The 26,070-nt window shown below is 53.8% G+C and carries 17 protein-coding genes and 1 tRNA gene; 11 read left to right on the plus strand and 7 right to left on the minus strand.

The features are described 5' to 3' along the window. The first annotated feature begins 128 nt into the window (after nt 1-128). The 8 genes from BT114_RS05650 to BT114_RS05685 all read left to right on the plus strand — a co-directional run bounded on the left by BT114_RS05650 (nt 129) and on the right by BT114_RS05685 (nt 13,830). A complete protein-coding gene (locus BT114_RS05650; protein ID WP_143142773.1) occupies nt 129-527 on the plus strand; it encodes a hypothetical protein in 399 nt (132 codons plus the stop codon). After that, entirely contained in the window at nt 524-2,740 is a 2,217-nt protein-coding gene (bcsA, locus tag BT114_RS05655) for a UDP-forming cellulose synthase catalytic subunit (RefSeq protein WP_072325383.1), read from the plus strand. Before BT114_RS05650 ends, bcsA begins: the two co-directional genes overlap by 4 nt. Before the next feature lie 14 nt (nt 2,741-2,754). Continuing rightward, nucleotides 2,755-5,280, plus strand: coding sequence for a cellulose biosynthesis cyclic di-GMP-binding regulatory protein BcsB (locus BT114_RS05660; protein WP_177247051.1), 2,526 nt, complete (start codon nt 2,755-2,757; stop codon nt 5,278-5,280). Continuing rightward, a complete protein-coding gene (locus BT114_RS05665) occupies nt 5,280-6,374 on the plus strand; it encodes a family 8 glycosyl hydrolase (RefSeq protein WP_072325385.1) in 1,095 nt (364 codons plus the stop codon). The genes BT114_RS05660 and BT114_RS05665 overlap by 1 nt, the downstream gene beginning before the upstream one ends. A 5-nt stretch (nt 6,375-6,379) precedes the next feature. Further along, nucleotides 6,380-8,626, plus strand: a complete 2,247-nt coding sequence (locus tag BT114_RS05670) for a cellulose synthase subunit BcsC-related outer membrane protein (protein ID WP_072325386.1) — start codon at nt 6,380-6,382, stop codon at nt 8,624-8,626. 97 nt (nt 8,627-8,723) lie between these two features. Beyond that, complete coding sequence (locus BT114_RS05675) at nt 8,724-11,846, plus strand: response regulator (protein ID WP_072325387.1); 3,123 nt, start codon at nt 8,724-8,726, stop codon at nt 11,844-11,846. A gap of 25 nt (nt 11,847-11,871) precedes the next feature. Next, the gene (locus tag BT114_RS05680) at nt 11,872-12,978 is read left to right on the plus strand and encodes a hybrid sensor histidine kinase/response regulator (RefSeq protein WP_072325388.1); all 1,107 of its coding nucleotides are present in this window, start codon (nt 11,872-11,874) and stop codon (nt 12,976-12,978) included. A 120-nt stretch (nt 12,979-13,098) separates the two neighbouring features. Continuing rightward, complete coding sequence (locus tag BT114_RS05685) at nt 13,099-13,830, plus strand: response regulator transcription factor (protein ID WP_072325389.1); 732 nt, start codon at nt 13,099-13,101, stop codon at nt 13,828-13,830. On the opposite strand, the gene BT114_RS05690 is transcribed toward BT114_RS05685, so the two are convergent. Further along, the gene (locus tag BT114_RS05690; protein WP_084661959.1) at nt 13,760-15,829 is read right to left on the minus strand and encodes a sensor histidine kinase; all 2,070 of its coding nucleotides are present in this window, start codon (nt 15,827-15,829) and stop codon (nt 13,760-13,762) included. The two genes, BT114_RS05685 and BT114_RS05690, sit on opposite strands and share 71 nt — an antisense overlap. Before the next feature lie 199 nt (nt 15,830-16,028). Here BT114_RS05690 and BT114_RS05695 point away from each other — a divergent pair, with 199 nt between their 5' ends. Continuing rightward, nucleotides 16,029-17,129 carry an RNA-guided endonuclease InsQ/TnpB family protein gene (locus tag BT114_RS05695; RefSeq protein ID WP_072325391.1) on the plus strand — a complete coding sequence of 367 codons (1,101 nt, stop codon included), beginning with the start codon at nt 16,029-16,031 and terminating at the stop codon, nt 17,127-17,129. A gap of 50 nt (nt 17,130-17,179) precedes the next feature. On the opposite strand, the gene BT114_RS05700 is transcribed toward BT114_RS05695, so the two are convergent. The 6 genes from BT114_RS05700 to queA form a co-directional block, all read right to left on the minus strand. Continuing rightward, complete coding sequence (locus BT114_RS05700; protein ID WP_143142775.1) at nt 17,180-18,367, minus strand: MFS transporter; 1,188 nt, start codon at nt 18,365-18,367, stop codon at nt 17,180-17,182. Nucleotides 18,368-18,451: 84 nt separating this feature from the next. Next, on the minus strand, nt 18,452-19,393 hold the full coding sequence (gene secF, locus BT114_RS05705) for a protein translocase subunit SecF (protein WP_072325393.1): 942 nt from the start codon (nt 19,391-19,393) through the stop codon (nt 18,452-18,454). Nucleotides 19,394-19,408: 15 nt separating this feature from the next. Beyond that, nucleotides 19,409-21,256, minus strand: coding sequence for a protein translocase subunit SecD (gene secD, locus BT114_RS05710; RefSeq protein WP_072325394.1), 1,848 nt, complete (start codon nt 21,254-21,256; stop codon nt 19,409-19,411). A 39-nt stretch (nt 21,257-21,295) separates the two neighbouring features. Beyond that, nucleotides 21,296-21,625, minus strand: coding sequence for a preprotein translocase subunit YajC (gene yajC / locus BT114_RS05715; protein ID WP_072325395.1), 330 nt, complete (start codon nt 21,623-21,625; stop codon nt 21,296-21,298). A gap of 88 nt (nt 21,626-21,713) precedes the next feature. Beyond that, the gene (gene tgt, locus BT114_RS05720; protein WP_072325396.1) at nt 21,714-22,829 is read right to left on the minus strand and encodes a tRNA guanosine(34) transglycosylase Tgt; all 1,116 of its coding nucleotides are present in this window, start codon (nt 22,827-22,829) and stop codon (nt 21,714-21,716) included. Between the two features lie 25 nt (nt 22,830-22,854). Continuing rightward, nucleotides 22,855-23,901 (minus strand): tRNA preQ1(34) S-adenosylmethionine ribosyltransferase-isomerase QueA, encoded by a 1,047-nt coding sequence (queA, locus tag BT114_RS05725; protein WP_072325397.1) that lies wholly within the window; start codon nt 23,899-23,901, stop codon nt 22,855-22,857. Between the two features lie 193 nt (nt 23,902-24,094). On the opposite strand from queA, the gene BT114_RS05730 reads away from it, so the two are divergent. Together BT114_RS05730 and BT114_RS05735 are read left to right on the plus strand one after the other, a co-directional pair. Then, complete coding sequence (locus BT114_RS05730; protein ID WP_072325398.1) at nt 24,095-25,840, plus strand: Na/Pi cotransporter family protein; 1,746 nt, start codon at nt 24,095-24,097, stop codon at nt 25,838-25,840. 106 nt (nt 25,841-25,946) lie between these two features. Further along, a tRNA-Leu gene (locus tag BT114_RS05735) sits at nt 25,947-26,033 on the plus strand. The last annotated feature ends 37 nt before the right edge of the window (nt 26,034-26,070 follow it).

Here is a 26,070-nt window from a genome sequence, read left to right on the forward strand (position 1 = left end):
TTAATGTTATTTAAATGTAATCAAATGGATCTGTTAAGAAAATCACGTGTAATCTTATTTGCTCAGTTGTAATATGGCTTGCTGAAATGTTGCAGGGCAATATGAGTCTTGGCTGAGGGGTAGGCGTGATGGAAGTGAGCATTTCCAGTTCACCGGATTGGGCGGGTCGATTAAATACTTATCATAGGTATGTTAGGCGTTGTCAGCAGCTGCTAATGTTTCGTGCACTAATTTATGGCATTTTGATTCTAGGCCTGTTCAATTTCCTGTTTATTCTTTATATGTCACCTCACTCCGGCTTGATCATTGTGATTCCAATGGTGCTTTTGCCGATTGCTTTGCTGGTGGCTCCTGTTGTAAGTCTGCTGCTGCGATCCACAGAAAAAAAACGTAACGCGTTGGCTCGTGAGTTCTTTATGGCTGGCCTCAGGGTTGATGATGCTGGACGCCTCACGACCAATTCAGCACATCCCACGCTGATGGCCGAGCCTGCGGTGACCTCTACACGACAGAGGTTGATGGCATGAAGGTTTCAAATGCCCCGTTGGGTGCTCCATTATTGCTGACAGGTTTGCTGCTGCTGGTGATGTTGTTTTTTTTACCCATGGATGCCGCAGCACAATTGGTATCAGCCATTACCCTGCTGTGTTTGATCTGGTTTGCCCAGAATGCGCTGGAAACCCGCTGGGGTGATTATTTCCGTTTGTTGGTATTGATGGCGGGTTGTTTTCTGACACTGCGTTATCTGGCCTGGCGGGGGATTTATACATTAACTGCGACGGAGTACATAACACTTGTTGCTGTATTGTTGCTGTTTGTTGCAGAGCTTTATTCAGCGGCCATTCATATTCTTGGTTGTGTTGTTAATGCGGTGCCTTTAAAACGGCCTTTATTAAGTATCAAAGACCTGCCGGAAGACACTGCCCTGCCCACGGTTGATGTGCTGGTGCCTTCTTACAATGAAGACCCGGAGATGCTGGAAATCACCCTGCGTGCTGCTTTGATGATTGATTATCCGGCAGAAAAGCTGAAGGTGTACTTGCTGGATGATGGTGGTACGGATCAGAAGCTTGCCTCGGATAATCCGGTGGCAGCCGAAGATGCACGAGTCCGTCGCAAGACGCTGCAGGCCTTGTGTGCCCGGCTGGGTACGCATTACCTGACCCGCCCGCGCAACGAAAGGGCCAAGGCTGGCAACATCAACCATGCCTTGCAGTTTGTATCCGGAGATCTGGTGGTGATCCTGGATGCCGACCATGTACCGACGGTGGATTTTCTGGATCACACCGTGCCCTGGTTTGTCCGTCATGATGATGTGTTTCTGGTGCAGACGCCGCACTTCATGATCAATCCTGATCCGGTGGATCGTAACCTGCTGCAGTCTTTCAGTCGCATGCCTTCGGAAAACGACATGTTTTACCAGACCATTCAGCGGGGGCTGGATTTCTGGTCGGCATCATTTTTCTGCGGCTCTGCTGCAGTGCTGCGCCGTAAACATCTGGATGAAGTAGGTGGTTTGTCCGGTGACTCCATCACGGAGGACTGTGAAACGGCTTTTGATCTGCACAGCAAGGGTTACCGCTCCATTTATGTTGATCGTCCGATGGTGGCGGGTCTGGCACCGGAAACCTTTACGGGGTTCGTGACTCAGCGGATGCGCTGGGCACAAGGCATGACCCAGATTCTGTTGTTGAAAAAGCCCTATCTGGCACCCGGTTTGAAATGGTATCAGCGTGTGGGTTACATGAGCTCCATTCTGTTCTGGATGTTCCCTTTTGCGCGTACCATTTTCCTGTTGGCACCTCTGGCTTACCTCTATTTCGGGATGCAGATTTATAACGCCTCCTTTATGGAGATCATGGCTTACACCCTGCCGCACGTCATTGCCACTTATATGGTGTCTTCCATGTTGTTCGGTCGTACCCGCTGGCCTCTGATCTCCGAGCTGTACGAAATCATGCAGTGTGTGTTTTCGCTGGTGGCCATCGTCAAGGTGTTTATCAATCCTCGCAAACCCTCATTCATGGTCACTCCCAAGGGCGACACCCTTGAGCAGGACTTTATCTCGCCGCTGGCCAAACCCTTTTATGTGTTGTTTGTGTTGTTGATTCTGGGTTTTGTGATTGGTGGTTATCGTTTCTGGGCAGATCCGCTGACCCGTGAACTGACGGTGATTGTGTTGTTATGGAACCTGTTTAATTTCCTGACAGTGTTTGCTGCTTTGGGTGCCTTGCTGGAGCGTAAACAGCAGCGTACTGCTCCCCGTTTGCCGGTAACCGAGGAAGGTTATTTAAGGCTTGATGATGGTCGCCAGGTTGCCTGCAAGCTGCTGGATGTGTCCGCCGGCGGCAGTCGGCTGGCACCGAGGGAAACAGTGGATCTCAAGCCGGGTGAGCAGCGTATGTTGAGCTGCTGGTCTCCGGCGTTGCAACGGCAATTGGAGCTGCCGTTGATTGTGCGGGCCGTGATTCCCGGTTATCGGGGCACTGAGTTGGGTGTGCAGTTTACCCCCCGTACCAGTAGGGAGCAGGATGAAGCGGTGGCGTTGAGTTTTGGGGATAGTGCGCGTTGGATTTACTTCCAGGAGCGCCGGGCTCGCCCCATTCCTTTCATGCGAGCCCTGCGTATTGTTCTCAGCCTGATCTGGGTGCCGGTACGTGCCCACTTTCATTTGTTTACGGCCTCACTGATGCGTCAAATCAAGAGCACTGGTGTGACCCCTGACTTGAATCAAAAATGATTGGAGTAACAAGAATGTACAGATGTATCGCTGATAAGGGGCGCGGTAGCCGGTTATTGTTGACCGGACTGCTGGTGCTCGCACTGCTGGCACCACTGAATGTGCTGGCCAGTGTCTGGGAAGTGAGTGCTGCAACGGCCAATGCACGTGTTTCGCCCGCCGCTGATGCCGCGCTGGTGACTCAGCTGGAGCGCGGTGAGCAGGTTCAACTGCTGGCCAGGCAGGGTGGTTGGATGCAAGTGCAGCTGGCTCAGGGCTCCAGAGTCTGGATTCACCAGAGCAGTCTGACGGAGGTTGCTGATGCAGCCGTCACTCAGCGCGAAGTTTTGCGCTTATCGAACTTCTCTGCTGCCAGCGGACCTGTGCGTCTGTTTGGAAATACCGAGAAGATGGAGATTTTCCTGCCCGTTTCTGAAACCAGGGAGATGCTGGATGCCACCCTGAGCCTGCGCATGGTGAACTCCATCGCACTGCAGGCAAGCCGCTCATTTATGGTGGTGCGTTTTAATGAAACCACCCTGGCACAGGTTCCATTCAACCCCAATCAGCCGATCTCTGATGCGCGTGTTCGCCTGCCTGCCGAATTGTGGCGTGGTGGATTTAACAAGCTGACGCTGGAAGTGACCCAGCACTACACCGATCGTTGTGAAGATGCCACAGCACCTGAACTCTGGACTGAGTTGGATCTGTTCCACTCGCGTCTGGAACTGACTCACCGTGCAGTGGATCGCAAGCTGACGTTAAGTGATCTGTCCTCCCTCTTTTCACCCGGTGTTGGCGGTTATCAGCAAGCACTGCTGGTGACTGCACCTTCAGCTGAAGGTGGCGTGAATACCGGTAAGATTTACAGTCAGGCTCTGCCTTTGGCTGCTCAGGCGCTGGCACTGCGTCGCCAGTATGCAAGTCTTGAGCTGCAACACCGAGTTTGGCAGGCTGAGTGGCCGGAATACGAAGAACGTGTTGCAGGCATGCAGAATGTTCAGTTAATGCAAGCCTTTCCTTACCTGAGTGAAAAGGATGCTGCACCCTTCCATGTGCTGCTGGGAACACGGGATGAGTTGCAAGCGCTGTTATCAGAGTCTGAGTTGAGCAAGATCAGTGGCCCACACCTGCAGTTGCAGGAAGTTGCTGCTATTCGTAATGCTCGCGGTGAATTGTTGGTTCCAGGTGGTATCCGTCTGCTGGTGACAGGTACTACTGAAACCGAAGTACTGGATGCTGCCCGTCTGTTGACTGAAATGGATGATCGCCTGAATCCTGTGCCGCAGATCACCCTGCTGGGTCGTGAACTGAATAATGAAACCCTGCCAGTGGCCAGTGGCCAGTTCCTGCATCCTGGCAGAAGTTACACTTTTGCCGCTCTGGGTGCTGGCACAACCAGCTTCCAGAACATGGGTCAAAACCGCTTGCGGGTCAACCTGCCGCTGCCAGCCAACTACTATGCTGTTGAGTCTGACCATGTCGAGCTGCAGCTGGATTTTGGTTATGGTGCCGGTATGGGGCCTGGTGCAGTCATGAACGTTAACCTGAATGGTGAGTATGTTCATGGTCTGCTGTTAAGTGAGTCCAATGGTGCCGCTTTCCGTGGTTACCGTATTCGCCTGCCGGTTCGTAAACTGAACCCGGGCCTGAATACCCTGGACTTTGATGTCACCATGCGTCCCGAACTGGTGGTTGGTGAGTGCGCCGGTGTTCCCGGTACACACCTGATTTTCCAGATGCTGGGTTCTTCTACAGTAACTCTGCCTAAAGCCGGTGCTGTAGCGGTGCAGCCTGATCTGGCGCTGTTTGGTGCCACGGGTTTCCCTTACATTTCTCCGACTGCTAAGAACCCCACTGAAATTCTGTTGGCTTCTGAGGCATTGACCGCCAGTGCATTGACCCTGGTGGGTCGCATGGCACAGAGCGCCCAGGCTCCGCTGGAGCAGTTGCAGTTGCAAGTGGGTATGGATCAGCGCCCAACCGGCCATGCTCTGGTGTTTGCAACACCGGAAATGCTGCCGCAGGACCTGTTTAAAGAGTGGAATGCATCGCTGGGGCGTACACAGGTTTGGCCTTATCGTACACTGAATGATCTGCGTGATGGATTGCAGAGTGGTTTTGGTGTCAGTCGTGCACAGGCTGAAACGCGTGGTGAAGTGCTGCGTGGTCGCATTCATCAGCAGGGACAACTGGGTGATCTGGGTGTAATGGCTGCTTTCCGCAACCCCTATACCAGTCAGGCTGCCACAGTTACTGTTGTAACTGCGCAAACTGAAGCACTGTTGCAGCAACGCGTGTTGAATCTGGTTGACTCGTCACTCTGGTCTCAATTGCGTGGTGACCTTTTGATCTGGCGTGATACACCAGAAAATATAGTCAGCATGCAGGTGGCCAACCGTTATGAGCTGGGTGAGCGTTCAACCTGGATGAAGTTGCGCATGACCCTGTCACACAACCCCTGGTTCTGGCTCGGTGGTGTGCTGCTGATCCTGGTATTGGTGAGCTGGCTGGCTGTACGTCTGCTGCGTCAGCGCAAGGCTGCAATGGAGCAGTATTGATGAAATTGGTGTTTGCTGCAGCTCTGTTGGGTGCTTCTGTTGCCGGTTATTGGTTGCTGCAGTCGCAGCAACCAGCAGTGCAGGTGTCCCAGCGTTTATCCCCGGAGCTGTGGCAAGCCTTTGCTGAAGATTATGAAGAGGCTGGCCGGATTATTGATCGTGATAATCAGGGCATTTCTCACAGCGAAGGCCAGGGTTACGGGCTTCTGTTTGCCGAGGCTGCAGGTGATCGCCAGGCGTTTGATCGTATCTGGCGCTGGACTCAGCTGACCTTGCAGCGACCAGATGGCCTGTTTGCATGGAAGTTTGAACCCTGTGCAACCATGGATCGTCGTTGTATCAGTGACAGAAATAATGCCACTGATGCTGAAATTCTGATTGCCTGGGCTCTGTTAAAAGCACACCAGCGTTGGCAGGACCCAGTGTATTTGCAGGAAGCCAGTCGTATTGCGCGAGCTACAAGCGACTTTATGGTCATTCGGCATCATGACCATTTGCTGTTATTGCCCGGTGCTACGGGCTTTACAGAAAATGGCCGGGTTACGGTGAATGCTTCCTACTGGGTTTTTCCGGCACTGGAGGCACTGGGAAAAAAATTTCCTGACCAACCATGGCAGCAACTGGCTTCAAGTGGTCAGCGACTGGTGCAAGTGCAGGGGGCTGGTCCCTATCAATTACCACCAGACTGGGCTGATCATACAGCGCTGGGATTTCAGCCATCCCGCTTGTTTCCGGCGCGTTACAGCTATGATGCGGTGCGCGTTCCCTTGCATCTGGCATGGTCCAACCTGCCTTTAAGTGAAAGGGATTTTGCACCCTACCTGACATTCTGGAGCAGCCATGATCCGGTTCCAGCCTGGGTCAGTCTGATAGATGCAGAACAGGCTGAATATGCCTGGTCTACTGGCATGCAGGCCGTGGCGAAGTTTGTTACAGCCAGGGTAGAGCAGCGCGTTTTAAGTGCGGCTGATTTGCCGCAGCCCAATGAACAGGATGGTTATTTTTCATGGAGCCTGCTGCTTTTAACGCATCTGGCGATCAATGAAGTTTTTGCCACCCAATCCAACCTAACCCTGCAGGATCAAAAGCCTTGAAACCTATGCTTCTGACAGGGCTGTTGCTGACACAGGCTCTGGCCGTAACTGCCGCCCAGCCGGATCTGCTGCAGCATCAGCAGCGCCCTGAAGATACTCGCCACCAAGTGGCAACCGACGAATACCTGCGACCTGCCGTGCCTGGGGCTGAGGCCTCAGTGGTTGAAGTTGATACCACCGGTATCTGGTTCCATATCCGGCATGGGCAATTGACTCAGGCACGTGCCGAGTTTAATCGTTTGCAAGCAGCCAACCCTGGTTGGCAGCCAGACAGCGACCTGAGAGCAGCCTTGCAAAACCGTCCTGCACCAACATCGACTACAGACCCCTATGAGTTGGAAATGGGGCGTTTGGCGCGGATGTCCGAAACCCAGGTCAGAGCCTTGCCTGCAGCACGTTTAAGTGCCGCAGCAAGCGAGACAGCATCACGTCAGCATGCCAATAATGCCTTGTTACTGGGTTGGTTATATTTACAGCGTCATGAGCCAGTTGAGGCTTTGCCCCTGTTCCAGCAGGCGGCTTCCTGGCAGCCGGGTCAGGGTGCTGAAGACGGACTGGCGGAAGCCCATTTTCGCCTGGCACAGCAGGCTGCAACCGGGCAGCAGCCAGAGCTGGCACTTCAGCAGGCCGGTCTCAGTCGCCAGCACGGACGTGCAACTGCTTATGCTGATCTGGGCTGGTTGCTTTATGACCAGCAACATTTTGTTGCCGCTCAGTTTGCTTTTGAGCAGCCACCGGCTACAGAAAACAGCATTTATGGCCAACTGCTGACACTGCAGGCGCAGCAGCAGTATGAGCAGGCTGAAACTCTGGCCTGTACAGAGCGTGGTCGCTCGCAGCGAATTGCCGGAATTTGTGATGACCTAGGGCCTATGTTGGCCTGGGCTGCATTTGAAGCTGCAGACTATCGCCAGGCGGCAGATCGTTTTGATCCCTTGTTGACGGCCGACCCCGGGAACGAAGGTTATGCCTTTGCACTGGAAGAGAGTCTGCGCCGTTTAAATGCCACCGCAAGACTGGCAGAAGCTCGGCAGCGTCATCCGCTGCTGCGTGAGTCTGTCAGTCGCCTGGCATTTGATCGTGCCTGGGGGCGCAAACAGTTTGATCTGGCGCAGCGCATGATGCCTGCACCTGCCCTGGCCGGTCGTGATGACTGGCAGTTAACCCTGGGTTTGCAGGGTCGGATAAAACAGGGTGACAAGGGATTAACGCGTTTAACGCATTACCAACCCTATGTGGCGGCAACGCGGGTCTGGGATGAGGTGCGTTTGGGTGTGGCGCTGCGCATGGATGAGCTCAACTCAGGACGTCCGCCTTTGGATGCTGATTTTGGCACTCAGCCGGACCAGGCACCACAACGCCGGGCATTGGCGGATACACGCAGCTTTTCACCAGAAATCAGTGCTCGCCATGAACGGGATGGCCTGACCCTGCAAGGTTCTTTTTTTACCATTCAGCAGGGTGAAGCAAAAAGCAGCCAGGCTTATGGTCAGTTACAGGGTGACTGGTATCCTGCACTTGGGCTGGTTTCCCTGACACTGTTTCGTCAACCCCTGGAAGACAGCCTGCTCGCACGCCAGGGTGCCAAAGACCCAGCCAGTGATCGTGAGTGGGGGCAGGTCGCAGATCAGGGTGGTCGCTTGCTGCTGGCCATTCCGGTTGCTGAAAAAACCGGTGTGGCGGTTAGTGGAACCCTGGCCAGCCAGCAAGGGCAGCGTGTTGCGGATAATGACCGTAAAGCATTACGGTTGGATCTGGCGCATGACTTTGCTGACCGTTTCAGTGAGCCCGAACTGGACTACCTGAGACTGGGGCCATTTATTGAGTGGATGAGCTGGGATCAGAATCTCAGCCATTTCACTTATGGTCATGGTGGTTACTACAGCCCGCAGCAGCTTTTACGCACCGGCCTGCAACTGGAGCTGCTGACCGCAGAAGCCAGAACCTGGCAAGTACGTTCTCGTGTCAGTCTGGCATGGAATCGAGTGAAAGAAGATGCTGCAGACTTTTACCCACTGGATGCCAGCGGTGTCAGTTACGATGCCAATTCATCCCGAGGGTTGGGTGGTGATCTGATGTTGGAAGGCATGCGGCTGGTCAATCAACAGTTATTGGTGGGTGGTTACCTGGGTTACGCTGCAGCCGATGATTATCGTGATGCCCGTTTTGGCCTGGTGGTACGCGTTCCTTTACAGTCACGTCACTCGGTCATCAGTGCTGATTTACCTTTGAGTCGGGTTGCAGGGCATTAACAACCAGTCCTGAGTTTTTTATTCAGGACTGTCAAAATGCCACTTCACCACCCTTCAGCAAGCGAGGGTTGTTATTCACTTGACTGGAGTCAGCCGAATGCCAGAAAACAAATCCATCCTGAACCAGGAGGCAACGAGTGGGATATCCCCGCAGGTGCTACTGGCTTTTATGGTGTTTCTGGCGCTGGGGCTTGGCCTGGTATTTTTGCTGGATCAACGCCGTGTTGAGCTGCGCCAGATGGAAACGGCCAGCCTGACCAGTGATTACGCTGCAGCCTTGCATCGGGGACTGGAGCGCTCATTAGCCATTACCTATGCGCTGGGTGCCCTGGTGCGTCAGGGTCAGGGTGAGTTGGATGACTTTGAAAACCTGGCTGCAGAACTCATGCCTTATTACCCCGGTGCAACCGCCATTGCGTTGTTACCTGCGGGTGTGGTGACACAAATAGCACCCTTGCAGGGTAATGAAGCCGTTCTGGGACAGGATGAGTTTGCCGATCCGGCAAGAGCGGTTGAGGCCATCCGGGCCAGAGATACGGGCGTGATGAGTCTGGCAGGTCCTTTTGAGCTGCGTCAGGGTGGCCTGGGTGCGGTTGGACGCCTACCGGTGTACCTGGGTGAATCCCGTGACTTCTGGGGGTTTGTTTCAGTCACCTTGCGTTTCCCCGAAGCACTTGAGGCGGCCCGGCTGGATGAACTGGAGCGTTTGGGTTTCAGTTATCGTTTATGGCGCGTTTTGCCGGGTGGTGAGCAGCCACAAATCATTCAAGCCAGTGAGTTGCCGTTGCGTGGAGAACCTTTGCAGCGAGCGCTGCAAGTTCCCAATGGCACCTGGTACCTTGAAATAACCCCTGCACAAGGTTGGCGTGAATACAGTCAGCTCGGCTGGCAATTGCTGCTGGTGCTGCTGGCCAGCCTGTTGCTGGCACTGGTGATACACCTGTTGGTGAGAACCCTTGATTATCGCCGCCAGTTGGAGGATGCGGTGGTGGTGGCGCGTTCGGCTACTCAAGCCAAATCCGAGTTTCTGGCCAACATGAGCCATGAAATTCGCACCCCCATGAATGCCATGATCGGTTTTGCCGAGCTTTGTTTACGCACAGATCTTTCTCCCCGCCAACAAGACTATCTCAACAAGATTCTGGTCTCCGGTCAGTCCTTGCTGGGGTTGGTGAATGACATACTCGATTTTTCCAAAATTGAAGCGGGCAAGTTATCGCTGGAAAAAATTTCCTTCGAGCTGGATGACGTTCTGGATCAACTCTGGGTGGTGGTGTCTGAATCGGCCAGAAAAAAACATCTGGAGCTGCTGTTTTATCGTGAGCCGGAAGTGCCTTATGGCCTGGTGGGCGATCCGCTGCGCATCAGCCAGATATTGATCAATCTGGTCGGTAATGCCGTCAAGTTCTGTGAACGGGGCGAGGTAGTGGTTTCGGTGCGGCTGATAAAGCGCAGCGAACAGAAGGTTGAACTGGAATTTGCGGTTGAGGACAGTGGCATCGGCATGAGTGAAGCGCAGCTGCAGAAGCTGTTCCACAGTTTTTCTCAGGCCGACAGCTCAACCACACGGCGCTTTGGTGGTACGGGTCTGGGTTTATCCATTACTCGCCAGCTGGTTGAGTTGATGGGTGGGCAGATAAGGGTGGAAAGTGAACTGGGCAAGGGCAGCTGTTTTATTTTCACACTGCAGCTGGAATGCCTTGATGAACCTTTGCAGACACCGGAGTTGTTGGCTGCAGAACGCCTGCCTGGGTGTGCTGTATTGGTGGTGGATGATAATGCAGCGGCACGGGATATTTTTGCCAGTTACCTGCAGGCGTTCGGTTTTCAGACCAGTCTGGCAGCAACGCCAGAACAAGCCAGCCAGTTGTTGGCTTCAGGTGAGCAGGCATTTGATCTGCTGCTGGTTGATATGTCCTTGCCGGGTTGTAACGGTCTGGAGTTCATTCAGTCGGTCATGTCTGATGAAACGCTGACGGATAAACCTCGCTGCATTCTGGTTTCTGCCTTTGCCCGTGAGGATGTTCTGGCCGAGCCGGGTGCAGAGCATCTGTCTTCCTTCCTGCAAAAGCCGATCAATCCCTCCCTGCTGCTTGACTCCATCATGGATGCGCTGGGTTACCAGCCGATTTCCGGTAGAGTGAAACGCAAGATCCAGACCCATGATGCCATCAGTCTGCGTGGCATTCAGGGGGCCAGAATCCTGCTGGTGGAAGACAATGAAATCAATCAGCAGGTGGCCTGTGAGCTGCTGGCGCAGGCACGCTTTTTTGTTGATGTGGCTGTTGATGGTCAACAGGCATTGGAATGCTTGCGGATTAACACCTATGACGCAGTGTTGATGGATGTGCAAATGCCGGTGATGGATGGTTATGAAGCCACCACCCGGTTACGTAATGAGCTGAACCTGAAAGACCTGCCGGTGATTGCACTCACTGCCAATGCCATGCTGGAAGATCGCCAGAAAAGCCTGGATGCAGGCATGAATGACCACCTGACCAAGCCCATTAACCCGGCGCAACTGGTGGACACCCTGATTCAATGGATACCTGCTGCCCGCCGTCCTTTGCCACCCTTGCCTGAAGAAGATCCTGCCGAGGCACAGGCATCTGAATTGCCACAGCTCAGCCAGCTGGATACCCAGGCCGGGTTGCAGCGCCTGGGCAATAATGAGCAGGCCTATGTACGTTTGCTGGAGCGTTTTGCCAAAAACCAGCAGGACTTTGGCGAGCAGTTAAAAGCCGCACAAACCAGTGGCGATCAACCCCTGGCAGAGCGGCTGGTGCACACCCTTAAAGGGGTGGCCGGTAACATTGGCGCGACGGGTATTCAGCAGCAGGCGGCAGAACTGGAACAATTACTCCGCAAGGGGCAAAAGGCTGCTGCAGCACCAATCCAGCAAAATTTGCTGGATCAACTGCAGCAATTGCTGGATGGGCTGGCATCCTGGGTGTCTGCGCGCCAACCTGCAGCGTCGCCCGCTGACTTGCCGCCAGAGCAGGCAGGCGAAGCTGGTGAACGGGTACAGCAGTACCTGCCGGAGTTGCGGCAACAACTGCAAGACTACGATGCGGCTGCATCCAGCCGGGTGGATGAACTCCTGTCTGGGCCGCTCAGCAGCATCGACCGTCAATGCCTGGAGCAGGTGGCAGAACAACTGGTCGGTTATGACTTTGAAGCGGCTCTGGCTGTTTTAAACCAGTTCCACCCGTCAACCTGAAACTTTCCGATCAAGAGGATCATCAATGACACTGGCAGAAACTTCAGATTCAAACCGTAAAACGCTGCTGGTGGTGGATGACGCACCAGAGAATCTGGATATCATGACCAGCCTGTTAAAAGACAGGTTTCAGGTGAAAGCAGCCATCAATGGCCGTATTGCATTAAAAATTGCCAGCCAGCAACGCCCGGATTTGATCCTGCTGGATGTGATGATGCCGGACATGGATGGTTATGAGGTGTGTCGGCAGCTTAAGGCAGACCCGGCCACGGCAGCAATTCCCGTCATCTTTCTGACCGCACTGGACAGTGTTGATGATGAAACCCGAGGCCTGACACTGGGCGCTGTGGATTACATCGCCAAGCCCTTGAATCCAGCTATTCTGATGGCACGGATTAATACCCATCTGGCGCTGGATGAGGTGCGTCGTGAACTGGCTGCCCAGAATCAGGCATTGGTGGAGGCCGCCAGAATGCGCGAAGATGTGGAGCGCATCATGCATCATGACCTCAAGGCACCACTGACCAATATCATCAGCATTCCCAGCGTGCTGCGTAATGCCGGTGAGCTGAATGATCGTCAGCAGGATTTTCTGCAGAAACTGGAAGACACCGGCTGGCGCATGCTGAACATGATCAACATGTCGCTGGTGCTGTTGAAAATTGAGTATGGCACCTACCAACCTGACTGGCAGGAAGCATCCTTGCTGCAACTGTTGAAACAGGTGATGGATGAGCAGCAGCAGGCTTTCCACCGCAAGCAATTGAGATTTGTGCTGACGCAGTCTGATGCAGCGGCCGATCAACTGATCAGGACCGAACCTCTGCTGTTGCAGAATCTGTTTGCCAACCTGCTGAAAAATGCCTGTGAAGCTGCACCCGCTGGCAGTGAGCTGTTGATTGAGCTGTCCGACACCCCTCAGGGTTTGCAGTTGGTGTTTGAAAACCCCGGTGAAGTACCGGAGGCCATACGTCCGCGTTTTTTTGAGAAGTTTGTCACCGCCGGGAAAAAGCAGGGCACCGGGCTTGGCACTTACTCGGCACAGCTGATGGCGGGCGTGTTGTTGATCGACCTGGCGCTAGACACCTCAGTGGCAGGGAGGACCCGCCTTTTACTGACATTTCGCAAGTAAACAGTCAGTAATATGAAGCGTTAAGCATAAATCAATAATTTGTTAATAGATCCCGGGATTTATACGTGTACTCTGTGTGTGTTTGTAAGGATTCTTTCAGAGCTTAGCCGGTAACCAGCAATGCCCAGTAATTTTCGAATCATGATTGTTGAAGATGACGCCACACTGCGCAGTGTGATGGTGGACATTTTTAAAATGCAGGGGTTTGAGGTTTTTGATTCTGAAGGCGTGGATGAGTTTTTTAACATCTGGCGGCAACAGCAATTTGATCTGGTGTTGCTGGACTTAAACCTGATGGATGAAGATGGTCTGGTGTTGCTGCGCAAACTGCGGATGCAAAGTGATGTTCCCTTGTTTGTGGTCTCTGGCCGTACCGACCGTGAAACTCGCCTGGCAGCACTGGAAATGGGTGCTGATGATTATGTGATGAAACCTTTTGATACCCGTGAGCTGGTCATGCGGGTACAGAATTTCCTGCAGCGCTTTTCCCGGGTGCAAGGTGAAAAGAAAGAGTCACAAAGTCAGCAGCATTGGGAGTTTGGTGATTGGACCTTGTCTGAGTCCAGTAAAACCCTGACCCATACAGATGGCCGAGAGATCTACCTGACACGTTCCGAGTTCAAAATCCTGCTGGCTTTAGTAAGGGCGGGCGGTAGTGTTTTGTCCAAGATGCAGCTGATGGATGTGGTGGATAAAGGCCAGTATGAAACCACTGCAGAAACCATTGCCGTATTGATTCACCGCATTCGCAGAAAGATGGATGACAAAAAAATCATCCAGACTATTTCAGGATTTGGGTATCGGATTCGCACAGGGGCTGAGCAGCAAGATGCTGTGCAACAGGTAGGATAAGGGTAAAGCAACTGCCGGGAGAGGCTGGGCTGTAACTGAGTGAGCCCCCCAGCTTTTGCGCGGCATGATAAGACAGATACAGGCCAATACCCAGTCCTTCGCGCTTGTTGGCATGTGCCATCCGGGCATAACGGTTAAACAGGCGCTGCCGCATTTCCTCCGGCACCCCCGGCCCCTGGTCGATCACACTGATCCTGACGCTGGATGGGTCGATCGCTTCAACCTGCAGGGTCACTGGTTGGTCCGCAGATGAAAAACGCACCGCATTATCAACCAGGTGCTGTAATAACATTTGCAGCAAATCCGTATCGGTGTGCAGTTTGATTGGTGTTTGCTGATCCAGCAGGATGTTGGGCTTCTGGTACATGCGCCGCAGGTTTTCGGTCACCTGAATCAACCAGGGCAAAAGATCCAGTGCCTGAGGGGTAATACGAAACCCCCCGTCATTCATGCGATGTTCCCACAGGCTGCTGTCGACCAGTGAAGAAAGCCTGTTGGCTGAACCTTCAATGCTGCTCAGCCATTTAGTCACCTCTGGCTGAGTGCCACAACACTTCATGGACAGTATCTGCAGGCTGCCATTAATGGCGGTTAATGGCGTGCGAAACTCGTGAGAGACCATCTGAAAAAAGTTCTGCTGTTCCTGCCTTAACTGTGCTTCAACCTCATAACGCTCCTGAATTTTTTCGGCCGATTGGCTGAGCTGTTCTTGCAGCAGTTTGTTCTGCTCAATTTCCCTGGCCAGCTTTTGGTTATGCTCCTGCAGCTCCTGTGTCCGATCGGCAACCTTCTGCTCCAGCTTCTGGTTGATGCGACGTTTTTCCAGCATGATTTGCCAGACGATATAAACCTGCATCAGCACCAGATGAATCAGAGTCCCGATGTACAGTGCGTTTTCGGTTAAAAAGCTGTTTTCCAGCAATGCCTGCTCGCGCAGAATCCGCAGCACCACAGCCACACCCAGCACACCAAACATGGCAATGAAAATACTGCCTTCCAGGAAGCGGCGCTGATACAAGCGCCAGCAGGAGAAGCCGAGTGTGAAACTGAAACCAAACAGGGCATAAAGCTGCAGATAACTGGCAAAGAAGTAATAACGATCAAACAGCGTAAAGGCCAGCCCCGTGAATGCCACACTGCCTGCAGCAAACAAATGCAGGCGCGCCAGCAAAGGGTAATCCAGGTTGATGCGTGTGAGCCGGTTAAACACCACTGCCAGCGCCACCACACTGAGAGAAACAGCACCGGAAGTCAGCAGGTCAGCCAGGCGATACCAGCCAGGGTTGAATAACCAGTCAAAATAACCGGTATGGCTGAGCTGGAACGTCAACTGTGTTGCCACATAAACAGCGTAAAACACAAACATTCGATCGCGCATGAACAGGCTGTAAAAAATACCCAGACCGGTCATCAGCGCAAGAATGCCCAGATAAGCCGTCATGAAGGAGTTGCTTGTTTGCCAGTGCTGCATAAAGGCTTCCGGCTGCCAGAGGGTGGCATCCACAAACAAGGGATTGGTGCCCTGTACATAAAACAGCAGGGTTCGACTTTCACCCGCCTCCAGTTTGACTGGAAAGAGTTGGGCGGGCAGATTAAATGGACGGTCTCTTGGTGACATCAGGTCGCCACCTTTCATTTCGACCAGTTCATCCTGGCCATCCAGCCAGTAAAGATAAAGGTGATCGGTGAACACCGGCTGAATTTCCAGCCAGCGTTCCTGGGGGGTATTTGCAGGGTTTTCCAGCGTCAGCAGCAACCATTGCGGCTGGATGTTAAAGCCCCAGAAGGGAGTGCCGGGATGAGGTTTGAAGTTTTGTGGCTGCGTCAGTAGTGCCCTATGGTCAACCTGGGTGCCAGGCTCAGCATCCAGTACCGCAAAATGGCCATGCAGTTTGATGGACGAAAGATGAGTGTCAAATTCCAGGCTGCGGGCAAAAGCAGTTTCAATGCTGATCAGCAGTAAAAACAGACAACCAGAAAGCATCCTGCAGTGTGCCATGCGGTGTAAATCCTGACAGTGGAAGTGAAATAGTCTACCAGAGCTTCCTGGAAATAAAATAAAACAAAACTTAACAGAATATCTTTTGGGTTTAGCAAACTCCGCGTAAACCCTCGCCCAATCGGGCGGGGATATAAGCGGATGACTGCAAAGCAGTCATGGGTTGTTGCCCATAGAAAAGACTGTCATTATATACAGCATGATCAAGGCCACAAAAGTACGCATTTATCCAACTCCTGATCAGGCGGAATTTCTCAACCGCCAGTTCGGTGCTGTGCGCTTTGCGTACAACAAGGCTTTGCATATCATCAGTAGCCAGTACAAGCGTCATGGAACCAAGCTCAAAGCCAAAGCACTTCAGCAAGCCTGCATCAATCTGGACAAAGCCTTTCAGAGCTTCTTTGATCCCAAGTTGCCTGCTCGTTACCCCAAGTTCAAAAGAAAGCACGGCAAGCAGTCCAGTTATCACTGTACGAGTGTCAGCTGTGGTGATGATTGGATCAAAATCCCAAAGATGGGGCCGATCAAAGCGCGGATTCATCGTCAGCTTGAGGGCAATCTGACAAGCATCACCCTGTCCCGCACCGTGACCGGCGAATACTACGCCTCACTGCTGCATGACGATGGTGTAGCAGCTCCTGTGCTGATCCATGATTTGGATGCAAACCAGGTGCTCGGACTGGATATGGGTTTAACGCATCTTGCCATTGATTCCAGCGGCAATAAAACACCGAATCCGCGCTTTTTGAAGAAGGTCAGTGCCAATCTGCGCCGTAAGCAAAAATCCCTTTTCCGCTGCCAGAAAGGCAGCAAGGGTCGTGCAAAAGCGCGACTCAAACTGGCCAAGGCGCATCAGCGTCTGGCGAATGCCCGTGCTGATTTTCAGCACAAGCTGTCTCGAATGATTGTTGACGAAAACCAAGCGGTGATTGTCGAGACATTGAAAGTCAAAAACATGTTGAAAAACAAAAAGCTGTCCCGGCATATCGCCGATGCCGGTTGGTCAGGCTTGATCCAAAAGCTGGAGTACAAGGCCAAAGAGCAAGGTAAACACCTGATCAAAATTGACCGGTGGTTTGCCAGCTCAAAAACCTGCTCTTGCTGTGGGCACAAGCTGGAAGCGCTGTCGCTGAACGTGCGTGACTGGCAGTGTCCATCCTGCTCAACACAGCATAACCGAGACATCAATGCTGCGCTCAATATTCGAGCGCAGGGTATTTTGAAATTAAAGGCCGCTGGGCTGTCGGTCTCTGCCAATGGAGGCAAGCGTAAGACGAGTCACGCACTCGCCGCTGCCTGAGAAGTTGGAAACCTCGCCCGTGGCGCTTTAGCGCTTAGGGCGGGGAGCAGTCACATTTGCTTTAACTGCTCTTGGCGGATTTGTTTCAGTAACCAGAGGCCAATCAGGGGACCGGGTAACAGCAGGTACACCACCCACAAGTCCATCAAAGACCAGAGGCTGGTGACCAGTGCAATGGCTGGCACGGTCAGTCCAAACCCGATGGCATTCATCATGGCCAGAGCTGAACCCAGATGTTGCCTCGGCGCGTTGGCCGATGCCAGCGCTGAAAACTGGGGTGAGTCAGCAATCACCAGCAAACCCCATAACAGCAACAGCCCCAGTAACAGTGCTGCAGGCAAGTCACCGAGCAGTGGATAGATCAGACACAATAAACCAGAGCCTGCCAGTGCCGTTCGTGCAACCGTCAGGCTGGTGATGCAGCGACTGAAAAAACCACCCAGCACACAGCCAGCCAGGCCGATACCAATCACTGCAAATGCCAGCCAACTGACCCAGCCAGGGCTGAGTTCCAGTCTGAGTGTTTCACGCAAGACCAGAAAAGGCACCAGTGTCCAGAAGGCATACAGCTCCCAGCAGTGGCCAAAGTAGCCGCCACTGATGCGCCGGAAGGTGGCATCCCGCCAGGCTGCCAGGCCCTGTAATGGCAGCATTCCCCTGCCCTGAGTCGGCAAGTGTCGACCTTCACCCAATAGCAGAATCAATAGCGCAGCCATCAAGGCCAGCAGTGAAGCCATCAGCAGGGGGATGGGCCAGTAGAGACCTGGTGTCACGGCCCTGAGCAGGTGAGGAGTGGCGGTACCGAGCGTTAACATGCCCACCAGCCAGCTGAGTGCCATGCCTGCTTGTTGCGGTGTCCAGCTGATCACCAGTTTCATGCCCAGTGGATAAATGCCCGCCAGACAAAGCCCGGTTAAAAAGCGCAACAGCAGTGCCAGGGAAAACACTTCGGCTGCCAGAATGAATAAACCGTTGATGACGGCACCCAGGCAGGCGGCCAGCGCAAAAATGCGACTGGCACGAAAGCGGTCCGCCAGTCCGGTGATGGCCAGTAACAGCGTGCCGGTGATGAACCCGGCCTGTACCGCCAGCGTCAGATGGCCCAGTCCTGCCTCGGTCAGCCCGGTATCCTGCATCAGGTTCAGCGCCACCCCGTTGATACTGAACCAGAGCGAAGTGCCAAACAGCTGCGCCAGTACAATCACCGCCAGTGGGTAGTGACTCAGGAGTTGATGCACGGTATAACCTTTCAGGCAGATGTTGAGTTAATTCGCCCATGAAAAAAGCACCCATTGGGGGTGCTTTTTTGTTGCAGAGCCGTATCAGGGGCGACCATCTTCCTCCAGCACACCTTCCTTGACCGGGATGGCCAGGTCATCCCGGTCAACCTTCATCACCAGCAGGAAGGTGCCAGCTACAAAAATCGAGGAGTAGGTGCCGACCAGCAGGCCAATGATCAGTGCCAGGGCAAAGTTGTGAATCATCTCACCACCAAAGAACAACAGTGCAAATAGCACCAGCAGGGTGGTGAAGGAGGTGATAACGGTACGCAGTAGCGTCTGGTTGATGGCCAGATTGATCAGTTGTTTCGGGCCACCTTCACGCACGGTACGGAAGTTTTCACGGATACGGTCATAAACCACGATGGTATCATTCAGTGAATAACCCACCACCGCCAACAGGGCTGCCAGCACCGTCAGGTCAAAGTCGATGCGGAACAGGGAGAAGAAGCCCAGCAGGATGATGACATCGTGCGCCAGTGCCAGCACCGAGCCCAGTGCAAACTTGTACTGGAAGCGAAAGGCAACATAAATCATCACACAGATCAGTGCCACCAGCATGCCCAGACCACCCTGATCACGCAGCTCTTCACCCACCTGGGCACCAACAAATTCAGCGCGTTTTAATTGCACCTGAATGTCACCGCTAGCCAGCAGGGTTCTGACCTGCTCACCCACGTCGGGAGAAAAGCCCTGATTCAGGCGTACCAGTACGTCACGTGAGCTACCGAAGTTCTGGACTACAAACTGTTCATAGCCGGCCCGTTCCAGCTTGGCACGGATGTCTTCCAGCTCGGGGGACTGGGCATATTCCAGTTCCACCAGGGTGCCACCGGTGAAATCCAGACCCAGTCGCAGACCCTGAATGGCCAGTGAAGCCAGTGAAATAAGGATCAGCGCAGCAGACAGGCCAAAAGCCAGTTTGCGCAGGCGCATGAAATCGATATCGATGTTCAGCAGTTTTTTTGCAATCGCGCTAGGCATCTTCTGTTCCTGATCTCAGATGGAAAGACTTTCGATACGGCGTTTACCGTACACCCAGTTGACCTGCATACGGGTGACCAGTATGGCGGTGAACATGGACGTCAGCAGACCCAGTGACAGGGTCACGGCAAAACCTTTCACTGGACCGGTGCCGATCGAGAAGAGGATCACTGCCACCAACAGCGTGGTGATGTTGGCGTCGAGAATGGTTGAGAAGGCCTTTTCATAACCGGCATGAATGGCATTCTGGGGCGACATGCCGCGGTGATAGATCTCCTCTTTGATACGCGCATTAATCAGCACGTTGGCATCCACCGCCATACCCAGGGTCAGCACAATACCGGCAATACCAGGCAAGGTCAGGGTTGCACCCAGCGCTGACAGCAGTGCAACCAGCAGTACCAGGTTGGAAGCCAGTGCGACACAGGCAAAAATACCGAATACGCGATACCAGGCCAGCATAAAAATTACCACCAGTGCCAGACCAATCTGGATGGAGGAGATCCCTTGCTCGATGTTGCGTTGACCCAAGCTTGGACCGATGGTGCGCTCCTCAACAAAATAAATTGGTGCAGCCAGCGCACCCGCACGTAACAGCAGGGCTAGTTCAGAGGCTTCCTGGATACTGCCAACACCGGTGATGCGGAAGCTGGAACCCAGTTCACTCTGGATGGTGGCCAGTGAAATAATGCCACGTTCGGTGTAGGGTTCACGCACTTCCACGCGCTCACCATCAACGCGCTCAAAACGGGTGCGGGTCTTGTGTTCAATAAATAGCACCCCCATTGAACGACCGACATTGGGGCGAGTGGCCTGGCTCATCAGGCGGCCACCCTGGCCGTTCAGACGGATATTCACCTGTGGCCGATTGTTTTCATCAAAACCGACACTGGCATTGGCTACATTGTTGCCGGTGGTGATAATGTCCCGCTCCAGCGCAGCATTACGGTTCGGTTGGTCACGGAAGATGAACTCTTCAGTGTCCAGCGGGTCGGCATTACGACGGGCTTCCAGCCGGAATTCCAGATTGGCGGTGGCACCCAGTACTCGTTTGGCAGCAGCGGTATCCTGCACACCGGGCAGCTCCACCACAATGCGGTTGCGACCGGAGCGCTGCACCAGGGGTTCTGCAACACCCAGTTCGTTGACACGGTTACGCAGGGTGATCAGGTTCTGGTCCACTGCATAGTCTTCCAGCTCCCGCACCGCCTGTTCGGTCAGGCTCAGGGTCAACAGTGCGTCTGCGGCACTGTCTTCAAACACATAATCAGTCAGATTACGCTGCAGCAGGCGGCGTGCTTCAGGCAGATCGTCTGCTGATGCCAGACGAATCAACAGACGACCTTCTTCAACACTGACCTGGCGGAAGCGTAGGCGTTCGGTACGCAGGGTGGCGCGCACTTCACTGGCAGTGACTTCCAGTTGCTGTTTCAGTGCGGCATCCATGTCCACTTCCATCAGGAAGTGCACACCACCGCGCAGGTCCAGCCCCAGGTTAACGCCCCTTGCGCCAATGTTGCTTAACCACTCAGGCGTTGTTGGCGCCTGATTCAGGGCGACCACAAAGTTGTCGCCGAGGGTTTGCTGGATGACTTCACGGGCTGCCAGTTGCTGTTCGCTTTCATGCAGGCGAATCAGCACGCTGTTGTTTTCCAGACTGGCCTGCAGCACTTCGATGCCAGCGGCATCCAGTGCCTGAGTGGCACGGTTCAGTTCCCGGTCAGTGACTTCGATCGAGCCTCGAGTACCGGAGATTTGCACCGCAGGATCTTCCGGGTAGAGGTTGGGCAGGGCATAAATGATGCCCACGCCGATCACCAGCAGGATCAGCAGGTTTTTCCAGAGTGGATAACGGTTCAGCATGGCAGCCTTGTTCAGGTCAGGGTTGTTGGGAAACGTGGATTATTCAGCTTCCACGGCTTTCAGGGTTCCCTTGGGCAGCACAGCAGTGACTGCTGCTTTCTGGACCTTAATGGAGGTGTCCTGCGCAATTTCAAGGACCAGGAACTCTTCAGTCACCTTGGTGATGCGACCCATCAGGCCACCGGCCAGCGTCACTTCATCGCCCTTGGCCAGTTCGGCCAGCAGGTTTTTATGTTCCTTGGCACGCTTCTGCTGCGGACGAATCAGCAGGAAGTAGAAAATGGCAACAAAACCAACCAGCATGATGATGCTGGAGATGGGGCTGGCACCACCGGCATCGGCGTGGGCGGCAGAGATGAAAAAGTCCATTGAGGGCTCCTCGGGTTGTTAATGTCAAAGTGACGGATTGTTAGTGTCAGTATGACGGGTTGATGTTTAAAACTTTTTTCAGTGTTGCTCAGGCCAGCTCGGGAGTTGGCAGGCCGCGCCGCGAATAAAACTCATCCACAAAGCCCGTCAATTTACCTGCTTCTATCGCCTGACGCAAACCGGCCATCAAGCGTTGGTAGTGGCGCAGGTTATGAATGGTGCCCAGCATGGCCCCAAGCATTTCACCACTGCGATCCAGGTGGTGCAGGTAACTGCGGGAGAAGTTCTGACAGGCGTGGCAGTCACAACCTTCTTCAATCGGGCCAGTATCAGCCTTGTATCTGGCATTGCGGATTTTGACCACCCCTTCGGCTGTGAAGTAGTGGCCGTTACGCGCGTTGCGGGTCGGCATGACGCAATCAAACATATCCACACCCCGGCGCACGGCTTCCACCAGATCTTCCGGTTTGCCAACCCCCATCAGGTAGCGAGGTTTGTCTGTTGGCATCAATGCCGGTAGGTAGTCCAGGGTTTTGATCATTTCTTCCTTGGGTTCACCCACTGACAGGCCACCGATGGCCATGCCATCAAAGCCGATTTCCAGCAGTCCTTCCAGCGAGCGCTTGCGCAGGTCTGGGTACATGCCACCCTGAATGATGCCAAACAGTGCTGAAGGGCTGTCGGCATGAGCAATGCGAGAGCGTTTTGCCCAGCGCAGCGACAGCTCCATGGAGGTTTCCGCTTCAGAGAAGCTGGCTGGATAAGGGGTGCACTCATCAAAAATCATCACGATATCGGAACCCAGTTTGCGCTGAACCGCCATGGATTCTTCTGGCCCCATAAACACCTTGGCCCCATCGTGAGGGGAACGAAAATGCACACCCTGCTCAGTGATCTTGCGCAGGTCACCCAGGGAAAACACCTGAAAACCACCGGAATCAGTCAGGATGGGTTTTTGCCATTGCATAAAGTCATGCAGGTCACCATGGGCTTCAATAACATCGGTACCGGGTTTCAGCATCAGGTGAAAGGTATTGCCCAGCACAATTTCAGCGCCCAGGTCTTCTACATCACGCGGCAGGATGCCTTTTACTGTGCCATAGGTACCCACTGGCATGAATGCTGGTGTTTCAATGGTGCCACGGGGAAAGCTGATGCGACCGCGGCGGGCCTTGCCATCGGTCTTCAGTAGGTCAAACTGCATGAAACATTCGGAGCGCATGGGTCAATCAGCCCTTTTCTGGGTGGGTTTGGTCTGGGTTGCGAAACAACAGCATGGCATCCCCGTAACTGAAAAAGCGATACTGCTCGGCCACTGCCGCCTGATAGGCCTGCATCACCAGCTGATAACCGGCAAAACTGCTGACCAGCATCAGCAGGGTGGATTCAGGCAGGTGAAAGTTGGTCACCAGCAGATCAACACACCGCCAGCGGTAGCCGGGATAAATGAAGATACTGGTTTCGCCGGTATAAGGATGGATTTCACCGGACTGACTGGCGGTTTCCAGGCAGCGCACACTGGTGGTACCAACAGCAATGATTCGTCCACCAGCAGCCTGTGTGGCCTGAACCTGGGCAGCAACTTCGGCCGTCACTTCCAGCCATTCACTGTGCATTTCATGGTCTTCCAGGCGGTCTGCCTTGACCGGTTGAAACGTACCGGCACCCACGTGCAGGGTGACAAAGGCAGTCTGCACACCCTTGTCACGGATCTGCTGCAGCAGGGCTTCGTCAAAGTGCAGTCCGGCAGTGGGCGCTGCCACCGCACCGGGGCGCTGGGCATAAACCGTCTGATAGCGCTCACGGTCTTCCTCGGCATCGGCCCGGTCGATGTAAGGGGGCAGTGGCAGATGGCCGTGCTGTTCCAGCAGTTGCAGCAGCGGTGTATCACCCAGAAAGGTGAGGCAGAACAGCGCACCCTGACGCCCCGTGCACTCGGCTTCGATGCCGCCTTCCAGCAACAGACGACTCCCCTGTTTCGGTGCTTTGCTGGCGCGGATATGAGCCAGAGCGCGGTGTTCATCCAGCGGTCGCTCAATCAAAACCTCTATCTTGCCGCCTGTGGCCTTTTGGCCGAATAACCGGGCCGGAATCACACGGGTATTGTTAAACACCATCAGGTCGCCGGGTTGCAGGTAATCCAGCAGGTCCGGGAACTGGCGATGCTCAAGCTGCTGATCCTTTAACACCAACAGGCGCGAGCCCCGTCGCTCCGCGGTTGGAAAGCGGGCAATCAATTCATCGGGCAGGTCAAAATGAAAGTCACTGCGTTGCATGGGTCATGGCTCAGGGATGGAAGAAAACGCGGCATTTTACCCCAGAAACAGGGCTTGGTCATGGAAAGCCGGTTGCCTGGTCGGGAACAAGTTTGATGCAGGTATGTATGTGAGCGGTCAGTTACGGCTATAATCCTGCCAGTAAAAAATCTGTCATCTTTCTGTAATAGCCGACAATACTAAGTGGTGATTCATGACTTATTCGCTGTTTGATTTTCTCCAGCTCATTGGTGCACTGGGGATATTCATCTTCGGCATGAAAATTTTCAGTGAGGGCTTGCAGAAGATTGCCGGCAACCGCCTGAAAAGCATCCTGGGCGGTATGACGCGTAACCGTTTAACAGGTGTTATCACGGGTTTTGGCGCCACAGCCATTACCCAGTCATCCACCACCACCACAGTGATGGCGGTCAGTTTTGTGAATGCTGGTCTGTTGACCTTTGTGCAGTCCACTGGGGTCATCATGGGTGCCAACATCGGCACCACCATCACTGCCTGGCTGGTAGCCCTGTTTGGCTTCAAGTTCAAAATCACACCCATTGCCCTGGCGGTGATCGGTATTTTCTTTGCGTTTCTCTTCTCCAAAAACGCCCGTTGGCGCAACATCGCTGAGGCCATGGTGGGTTTTGGTATCCTGTTTATCGGCCTGGAGTTCATCAAGGGGTCAGTGCCGGAGATCAGCAGCAACCCGGCGATGTTTGCCTTCCTCGACAGCTTCACCGATTACGGCTACCTGTCACTGATTTTCTTTATTTTTGTCGGCACCCTGTTAACGCTGTTGACCCAGTCTTCTTCGGCGGCCACCGCCATCACACTGGTGATGTTGTTTGAAGGCTGGGTATCCTTCCCCATAGCGGCGGCCATGATTCTGGGTGAAAACATCGGTACCACGGTGACCGCCAACATCGCAGCGCTGGTGGGGAATGTACACGCCAAACGAGCAGCACGTTTCCACTTCTTCTTCAACATCATCGGGGTGACCTGGATGATGGTGATTATTTTTCCGATACTGCATCTGCTGGATATGGTTGTGCAGTTTTTCACCGATTTGCCGGTGTCGGTACTGAGTGGTGCCCCTGAGGCACGTGCCAACGCCACCCTGGCGCTGTCACTGTTCCACACCACTTTTAACGTGCTGAACGTGCTGCTGTTGTTTGCCTTTGTACCGTTGATTGTGCGCTTTGTGGAGTACATTCAGCCGGATCGGGGTGGAGAAGCCGATGAATTCCATCTGCGCCACATCAGTTCTGGTTTGATGACTTCCCCCTTGATCTCTGTGGAGCAGGCACAGAAGGAAATCCAGCAGTTTGCCGGTGTCATTGAAAAGATGCATGCCGGTGTCAGTGAGTTGCTGTTTGATCCTGAAGCCGATCGTGAAAAGCTGGCTCAGAAAATTCGCCAGTACGAAAAAACCACTGATCAGTTGGAAATCGAAATTTCCGATTATCTGGTGCGCATCAGTGAGCGGACCAACCTTGAGCATGAGCTGACCGAACGTATTCGCAACATGCAGACCATGATTAACGATCTGGAGCGGATTGCTGATATTTATTATCAGATCACCAAGCTGGCTGATCGTCTGCATGAATCCAAGGCCAGCTGGCCGGATGAGGCTTATGAGGAAATCCGGGTGATGATGGATGCCCTGCATCAGGCGATCCAGAACATGGTGTTGAATGTGGCACGTGAGCCGCGTCAGATCAAGTTGGAAGAGGCGATTGCGATGGAGAAGCAGGTCAACAAGCTGCGCAACCAGTTCCGCGAAAACCACTACTCCCGACTGGAAAATGGTAACTACTCGCCGCGTGCCGGTGTGGTGTTTATTGATGCCCTCAATCGCCTGGAGCGCATTGGTGATCACGTGATCAACGTGAACGAGTTCGCTTCGGGTCACCGCCTCAAGGACAAGCGTGTGGCTAGTACCAAGCGAACTAACTGATTTCTTTGCGCCCGAGTTGCATTCAGGTGATTGACTCGGGCGCAAAGAACCCTATAATGCTGCCCACTACCGAAGCAGTGAATCACTGTTTCAAGCCCTTCAAATTGCCGGAATGGCGGAATCGGTAGACGCAGCGGATTCAAAATCCGCCGCCCGAAAGGGTGTGCCGGTTCGAGTCCGGCTTCCGGTACCAGTAATACTCTGTAATATCAAAAGCCTGGCGTCATAAA

Origin of the sequence: Marinospirillum alkaliphilum DSM 21637 (assembly GCF_900119735.1) — a bacterium.
GTDB classification, from domain to species: domain Bacteria; phylum Pseudomonadota; class Gammaproteobacteria; order Pseudomonadales; family Halomonadaceae; genus Marinospirillum; species Marinospirillum alkaliphilum.